This is a genomic window from Streptomyces sp. NPDC056347 (assembly GCF_042262625.1).
GTDB lineage: Bacteria > Actinomycetota > Actinomycetes > Streptomycetales > Streptomycetaceae > Streptomyces.
Map to the genome: position 1 here is coordinate 1 of NZ_JBHJQP010000270.1, position 7,148 is coordinate 7,148.

Consider the following 7,148-nt stretch of genomic DNA (forward strand, 5'->3'; position numbering starts at 1 on the left):
GGTCCCGTCTCTCCGGACCACCGGGGGCGGCGCGATGCCCGACCCGGCCGGCTACTTCAGGTACACGATCCCGTCGGTGGTGACCGTCGGGCGGCCCGAGGTCGCCACGACGACGATCCTGACGGTGTGCTTGGCACTGGACGACCAGCTCTTCGTCCACAGCGCGTCGCGGTACTTGGTGGTGGCGGACTTCAGGTCCACCGTGGACACCTTCGTCCCGTCCACGTACACGTACACCTGGCCCGACGTGGCGGCCCGCGAGGCCACCAGGGCGACCGAACGCCCGGTGAACGTCCAGCTCAGGCCCGCCCCCTTCGAGGAGCTGGAGTACGACTTGCCGCCCAGGTAGCTGGACGACGACTTGGCCGTCCACTTACCGGTCTTCGTGGCGGCGGTCTCCTGCATGATCACCGGCGTACCGGCGACCGACGCGGAGGCGGTGTTGCCCGCCAGGTCGTACGCCTTCATGGACCAGGTGGTCGCCGCGCCCGACTTCGCGGTGTGCGCGGCACTGGTGACCGTCGGGCCGTACGTCCTGGCGACCGGCGCGGTGAGCCGGACCTCCTTGAGCGCGGCGGTGTCGGCGGCCTTCCACTTCAGGGTGAGCGGCACGGCGGCGGTGTTCACGGTGCCGGTGCGCAGCGCCAGGCCCGGCTTGGCGGGGAACGTCGGGGCGGTCTTCTCGGCGATCACGGTGGCCGCCGCGGAGGTGGTGGTCTTCCCCGACCGGTGGGTGGCGCGGACCTGGACCTTGTGCGTGCCGAGCGCCAGGGTGGCGGCCGCGGAGGTGGCGGTGCCCGCGGTGGTGGCGACGGGCTTCCCGTCGACCAGCAGCTCGTACTTGCCGATGAACACGTTCGGGGTGCTCGCCGACCAGCCGACGGTCACCGCGGACTTGGTGTAGTACGTGGTGCCCGAGAGCCCGGCGCCGGTGACCGACTTGATCGCGAGACCGGTGACGGGGCCCGCGGCGAGCGCCCGGACCGTGCCCAGCTGCCCGTACAGCGCGGTGCCGGGGCACTGGGTGTTGAAGCCGTCGCGGTGCCCGGAGATCTGGTTGAAGGAGTACTTCGTGCCGGAGGTGAACGCCTTGCCGAAGTAGTTCTTCCCGGCGGCGCCCGCGGTGAGCGTGGTGGTGCCCGCCGGATCGCCCTTGTACTGGCCGAGCTTCCACGCGGCGACCCGGGCCACCGCCGTGGTCACCGCGGCGGGCGCGGTCGCGTCGGTGTACGTGCCGATCACCGCGATCCCGGCCGACTCACGGTTGAAGCCGAAGGTGTGCGCGCCGAGCACCGGCCGGTCCACGCCGCCCTTGCGGCCCTCGAAGACGGTGCCGCACTTGTCGACGAGGAAGTTGTAGCCGATGTCCTTCCAGCCCTCGCTCCTGACGTGGTACGCGTACAGGCTGCGCACGATCGCCGGGGACTCCGCGCAGGTGTAGGTGCTGCTTCCGGCGGTGTGGTGGACGAAGACGGCCTTGACGCCGTCCAGGTACTCCGGCGCCTCCGGGCTGATCGACTCGTCGGCGCCCCAGCCGGCCCGCGAGGTGATCGGCGGCTTCGGCACGCTCGACGAGGGTGCGGGCGGCGGCGTCGCGGCGGGGGAGGAGCCGGAGGGGTCCGGGCCCGCCGGGGTGGTGGGCGGGTCGGTGACGGGCCCGGTCGGGGGCGGGGTGTCGTCCGACGCGGGCGGGGTGGGCTCCCCGGGTGCCGGGGTGGCCCCGTCCGGGGCGGCCGGTTCGGTGGTGTCCGGTGCGGTGGGCTCGGTGGTGGGCCCGGCGGGCGGGTCCTCGGCGGGGAGGCGGGCGGGCGGAGCGGCCGGTGGACCGGCGGGCAGATCGGCGGCGTACGCGGCCGGTTCGGCGGCGAGCGAGGGGCCGCGGCCCGGGTCCACGGTGTCCAGCCGGAGCCCGGCGGGCAGCTTGGCGGAGACCTTGCCGCCCGCGTTGATCCGTACCTCGACCCCGTCGGAGGGGCCCACCCAGCGGGGCTCGGTGCTGCCCCGGGTGCCGGAGCGGCCGGTCTCCGTACGGCCGTCGAGGTCGGTCTCCAGCGCCGTCCAGGGCGTCCAGTTCCCGCCGGCGACGGACCGGGTCCGGACCTCGACGGCACCGGTCACCCGGGCCGCGGGGTCGGTCCAGGTGACGCCCAGCATGCTGAACGGTGCGGTGTCCCGCCTGCCGAGCGCCGCGGACGTACCGCCCGCGCCGAGCTTCAGCGAGGTGGCGCGCACATCGGCCTTCGCCGGGCCGGACTTCGCCCCGGTGTCCACCGAGGAGTTGCCCGTCACCCCCTCGAAGACCAGGACACCGGCAACGGCCGAGGCCGCGGCGGCGGCGGTGATCCGGACTCGCCGGCTCGCCAGGAGGCGTCTCCTCCGCACCGCTCCGTGCTTCTTCGCTCTCAAGTCGTACCCCCAGGGAACGTCGTCTCTTCACAGCCGCTGCGGCCGCGACGGCGAGCACCGGCCGACGACGACCTGGTGGGGGGTACGCATGCTCCCGCGCCTGCACAGCGGAGCCACAGCTTCGCATGCCCGTACGACGGCCCGGACGGCCCCCCGCCCGAGGCGTAGCCTGACTGCCGTGAATCCCGCACCGCGCGTCCTGGCCGTACTCGACGAACTGATCCACGGCGCGACCCCCGAGCAACGCGGCGCGATCTGGCAACTCGCCGAACAGGGACGCGAACTGGACGCCAACCTGGTGCGCCTGCCGCCCGGCGCCGAGGTCGGTACGCACCGGGAGGACGTGCTGGACGTCCTCCTCGTCGTCCTCGACGGCGACGGCAGGCTCGACGCGGGCGACGAGTCCCTGGGCCTGACCCCCTCCACGGTGCTCTGGCTGCCGAAGACCTCCCGCCGCGCGCTCACCGCGGGCCCGGACGGCCTCGCCTACCTGACCGTCCACCGCCGCCGCCCGGGCCTCACGATCAAGCCCGCACCCACCTCGTACGAGGGCGGCGAACCCCCGTGCCTGCTCGACCTCGTCTGCTCGTCCTGCAACCACCTCTCGCAGGACCCCGAACCCCTCTTCTGCAGCCGCTGCGGCGACCGCTTCGCGTAGTTCCGCGCCCCGAGGTCCGCCCGGCAGGGACTTCGAGGCACGGTCGTGCAGAGGGTTCCTCCGCCGGGTGTGATCGGCGTGACGGTCCGGCCTGTCGCGATGCCGTTACGTTGGGGTCATGATGATCAGGGGGACAGGCGGACGGTGGCTGCTGCTCACCGCACTGGGCGCTTCAGCGGTACTCGTCCCGGGGTGTGCGAACTCGGTCGACAGCACGGAACTGCCCGGCACGTACCGCAACGACGCAGCCGGCAGCGAGATCCGGATCGGGTCCGACGGGACGTTCTCCGCCACTGACGTGTCGGCGGACTTCACCTCCGGCTCCGCCGACTTCAGCGGCCGATGGGAGTTCGTCGACAGCGACTCGTCCAGCGACTTCATCTACCTGACGGTCGACGACGGCGGACTCGGCGACACCGGCGGAGTCCAGCTCTACCCGAGAGGCCGAGGAACGCTGGAGTTCCGCACCCCGGACGAGCCGCCGCCCCTGGTGCTCACCAAGGTGGCCGCACCGTAAATCCTGTGTGGTGGCCGACGGCGGGCTTCCTGAGGGTTCCTTCATGACTCCCTCATGGGCCGAAGGTGGTCGGCATCAGATCCCGACGTTCGAACAGCCCGGGCACCTCGTCCGGATGCCGATCGAGGAGATCCGCCAACTCCTCCCGGCCCACGATGGGATGGCTCGTGTCGGGCCGGTCCGTCAACGCCAGCCCGGGGCGGCACAGTCTCGTCCCGTCGTGTGCCTTGTAGAAGCTGTACGGGAATCCGCGGCGTCGCAGTTCGAGGGTCATCTGCCAATCGGGCTCCGCGGAGACGGAAACCCGGGTTCCGCTCTCTTGGATCCGTGGCACGAGTGTCCGGTACGAGGAGTCGGACAACGGATTTCCTCGAACATCCAGCCGGCGCAGATGCGGACACGAGAGAAGAGGCGACAGGTCCTCGATCCAGTTCATCCCTGCCATGAGTCGCCTCAGCGAGGGAAAGTTCTCAACCCCTGCAAGGCTTTCGAGGTTGCTGACCTGTACGACGAGGGTTACCAATTCCGGAAGGATACCCAACTGGCTGATGTCGACCGGGTCGCAGCCAATTAGTTGAAGAATTTCCAGATTCTGGCAGACCGACAAATCCTCCAGGGTTCGGGCATAGGAGACCTCGAGATAGGTGAGCGACTGCAACAATTCGAGTGAGAAGGGTTCCGACTGTCCGGTCTCTTGATTTATTGCCTGTGCTACGGAGGGATCCATGTCCGCGAAGCCTCACTAGGTTATCTTCTCTATTTTTCTTCTTACCTGTTCGAAATCTTTGAGGATTGCTTCATAATTCTTTCGCTGTTCCTGGGCCAGCTTCTGCACGCTCCAGGACGCGTACTGGCTCGGCGCTATCCAGTAACGGGCGCCCACCGCGCCTTCCAGGACATCCGAGGGGATACCCAGGGTCCTGCCCGACCAGATGAGTCCGTCCGCGCCGTCTTCACCCTCTATCTCTTCGAGAATCTTGTCCAGGCAGGCGAGTGCGCCCTCATGCATGCTTTCCCGGAATATTTCCCTGAGTCGCTTGTGAAAATCGTCGGTGCCATTCGTGAAGGTCGATTTGTCTTCGTCGTTCTCGTAGAACGTCCCCACGTGGCCGCCGGGTGGGGAAGCGGGGCCCTCGGGGCGCTTCCAGATGACGAAATTGGTTCGCGAGCGCAGTTCATGGTGGAGGCGGAGCCAACGTAATCCTTCAGCGGCCTTGGCTGCGTCGTGCAGGCTGATCGCATGCTCGAGGACGTCCCTGATGAGGTTGGAGGGAATCCACTCATGACGCCCTGGCATGGCATCTCGGAACCTGTCCTTGACCCAACTTGAGTTCGCTCCCCCGGAATTCCATAGTTCGCTGAACTTCTGCCACGTTATGCCTTGCACTGCCCTCTCGCTCGAATCGTCGGGAGAGCGGTTTCCGTCTTCACCCAGAAGCATTTTTTCCAAGAACCTGATAATGCCGCCCGCTTTTTTCACGGCCTCCACCAGGTCGGGTTCCACACTGTCTTTCAAGAACGGGTGGAACTTCCCGTAGTGGGAGAGGGCGGGATGAAATTCAATCTTGCCGATCTGATCCGTCAGGCCGGCCTTCACTTCGGCAGTTGCGTTTGATGCATCAACCCCTGCCTTTCCCTTTTCGGAAACTTTGACCGCGGCATCGGTCCCAATGATTTTCAGGAACGCGTCGCGCACGGGATGCCGCTGCTCGCTGGTGAATACGTAGTTCCGGAATGTCTTGGTGTCGGCCGACCTGGTGCCAGGTGCGTCTTTGAAGTATTTTACGAGATCTGGATGACCGTACGCTGAACGGTCGTCGCGCAAATATGTGACACCGGCGGCGTTGGTGCCGGACAGGACATCGTCCCGAGACGGCCAGATTCTGGTTTCTCCCGCCTTCGGGTTCTCTAGCTGTTTCTCCCACCACCATTCGTACACAGCGCTTTCGGACCACTCCTTGCCATGCTTGTGCAGATACTTCTTTATTTCTTCCTCGTATTTTTTGTCCTCGCGGTTTTCGGCCCCGCCCGTCACGGTGGCCTCTGCTACCTCCTGCGGCGCGCTGGCGCGTGCCACCACTGTGAATGAGTCGGCGCTTCCCCCCTTCTTCTTCCTGAGCGATTTGAGCCCCTGCGGGCGCAGGGCATCCAGCACCTTCTTTATCTCTCTGTCCAGATGCCCTTCGGAGGGCAGAGGAGAAGAAGTGGGTGCTGCCAGGAGGCGGCGCGCCTCCTTCTTGACGTTGCGACTCCTGGGCGTCTCGCCGTTCTTCTCGTCCTTTTGTTTGCGTTTGAGTTTGTTCCAGAGGGCTTTGCCTTTTTTGGTGATGAGGTTGATGATTTTGTCGATGGCGCGGTTGACGGGTTTGGATACGGCGTGGAAGACGGATTTGACTTTGTTGGCGAGGCCGCTGATGCCGAGGAGGGAGGCGAGGAAGCCGATCAACAACGGGATGCTGGTGGCGAGGGCTGTTTCGACCATTTTCGGGACGCCTGCTGCGCCGCCGTTGGTGATGGCGATGACGGCGTCGAGGACGGCGTTGACGAAGTCGACGATTTGGGCGCCCTGGTTCACGATGAACGTGACGATGTCGATGATGCCTTTGACGGCGCGGATGAAGGCGGAGGCGGGGTTGAGGAGGGAGATGATCCAGGTGATGCCGGCGATGAGGACGGTGGGGATGAGGTAGGTGGTGAGTTTTTCGAGGATGGTGGCTTTGAGGTCGCCTGCTTCTTCGGTGATTTCGTTGACGGCGCCGGCGGGGCCTTCGGTGGCGAGTTTCTTCGCGACGGGGACGGAGGTTTCGATGGTGGTGAGGGCTTGTTCGGGGATGCCCTTTCGGGTGATGCGGGTGCGGATGTTGGCCCAGGTGAGGCCGAGGAGGGCGCCGATGAGCTGGATGATGCCCTTGAGGTCGAAGCGTTGGGGGAGTTCGAGTCCGGCTTTGACGGCGGTGCCGAGCAGCCAGGAGACGAGGCCTGTTTTGAGGTGGTCGGCGATGTTGGTGATGAAGAGGTGGAGTCCGGCGCCGACGGCCTTGACGAGGTTGCCGAGGAACCCGATGGGGTCCTTGATGATCTTCATGATCGCGGAGGCGGCCTTGGCGAGGATATTGAGGAGGAGGTTCTTGAGTTCGTTGATCGTCTTGATGACACCGACGATCGCGTCCTTCGCCTTGTCGACCAGGCCCTTGTTGGCTTCCTGGAGTTTCTTGATCTCCTCGTCGACCTTGTTGAGTGCGGCGGTGTATTTCTGGGCGAGGTCCTGGACGAGCTGTTCGGACTTCTCGTTGACGGTGGCTTCGAGGTCGTCGAATTTCCCGGCGAAGTCGGTGGCGGCGTCCTGGCCGAACTTTTTGAGGTCGGCGGGGAGTTTGTCGACCTCGGTCTTGAGTTCGGCCCGTCCCTTGGCGATGCGGGCTTTCGCGCGGCCGAGTTCGGTGCCGATGATGTCGGCGACGGACGAGATGAGGGTCTGCATCTTCGCCACGTAGAGTTTGCGGGCTTCCTGGAAGAGCTGGTTGGCTTCTTCCGGCATGCCCATGAGTTTGTCCTTGGCCCATTTCG

The 7,148-nt window shown here is 66.2% G+C and carries 5 protein-coding genes; 2 read left to right on the top strand and 3 right to left on the bottom strand.

Features of this window, described 5'->3' with window-relative positions; translation table 11 throughout:
* Window positions 1-51: 51 nt before the first annotated feature.
* Window positions 52-2,382, bottom strand: coding sequence for an N-acetylmuramoyl-L-alanine amidase (locus ACFCV8_RS34785; protein WP_376689515.1), 2,331 nt, complete (start codon window positions 2,380-2,382; stop codon window positions 52-54).
* A gap of 202 nt (window positions 2,383-2,584) precedes the next feature.
* Between ACFCV8_RS34785 and ACFCV8_RS34790 the strand changes: the two genes are divergently transcribed.
* Together ACFCV8_RS34790 and ACFCV8_RS34795 are read left to right on the top strand one after the other, a co-directional pair.
* Window positions 2,585-3,064, top strand: a complete 480-nt coding sequence (locus ACFCV8_RS34790) for a hypothetical protein (protein ID WP_376689516.1) — start codon at window positions 2,585-2,587, stop codon at window positions 3,062-3,064.
* Between the two features lie 118 nt (window positions 3,065-3,182).
* Entirely contained in the window at window positions 3,183-3,581 is a 399-nt protein-coding gene (locus ACFCV8_RS34795) for a hypothetical protein (protein ID WP_376689517.1), read from the top strand.
* Between the two features lie 52 nt (window positions 3,582-3,633).
* Here the strand turns inward: ACFCV8_RS34795 and ACFCV8_RS34800 are convergent, their stop codons facing one another.
* Both ACFCV8_RS34800 and ACFCV8_RS34805 read right to left on the bottom strand, forming a co-directional pair.
* A complete protein-coding gene (locus ACFCV8_RS34800) occupies window positions 3,634-4,308 on the bottom strand; it encodes a hypothetical protein (RefSeq protein WP_376689518.1) in 675 nt (224 codons plus the stop codon).
* A 15-nt stretch (window positions 4,309-4,323) separates the two neighbouring features.
* The gene (locus ACFCV8_RS34805; RefSeq protein ID WP_376689519.1) at window positions 4,324-7,125 is read right to left on the bottom strand and encodes a hypothetical protein; all 2,802 of its coding nucleotides are present in this window, start codon (window positions 7,123-7,125) and stop codon (window positions 4,324-4,326) included.
* Window positions 7,126-7,148: the final 23 nt, after the last annotated feature.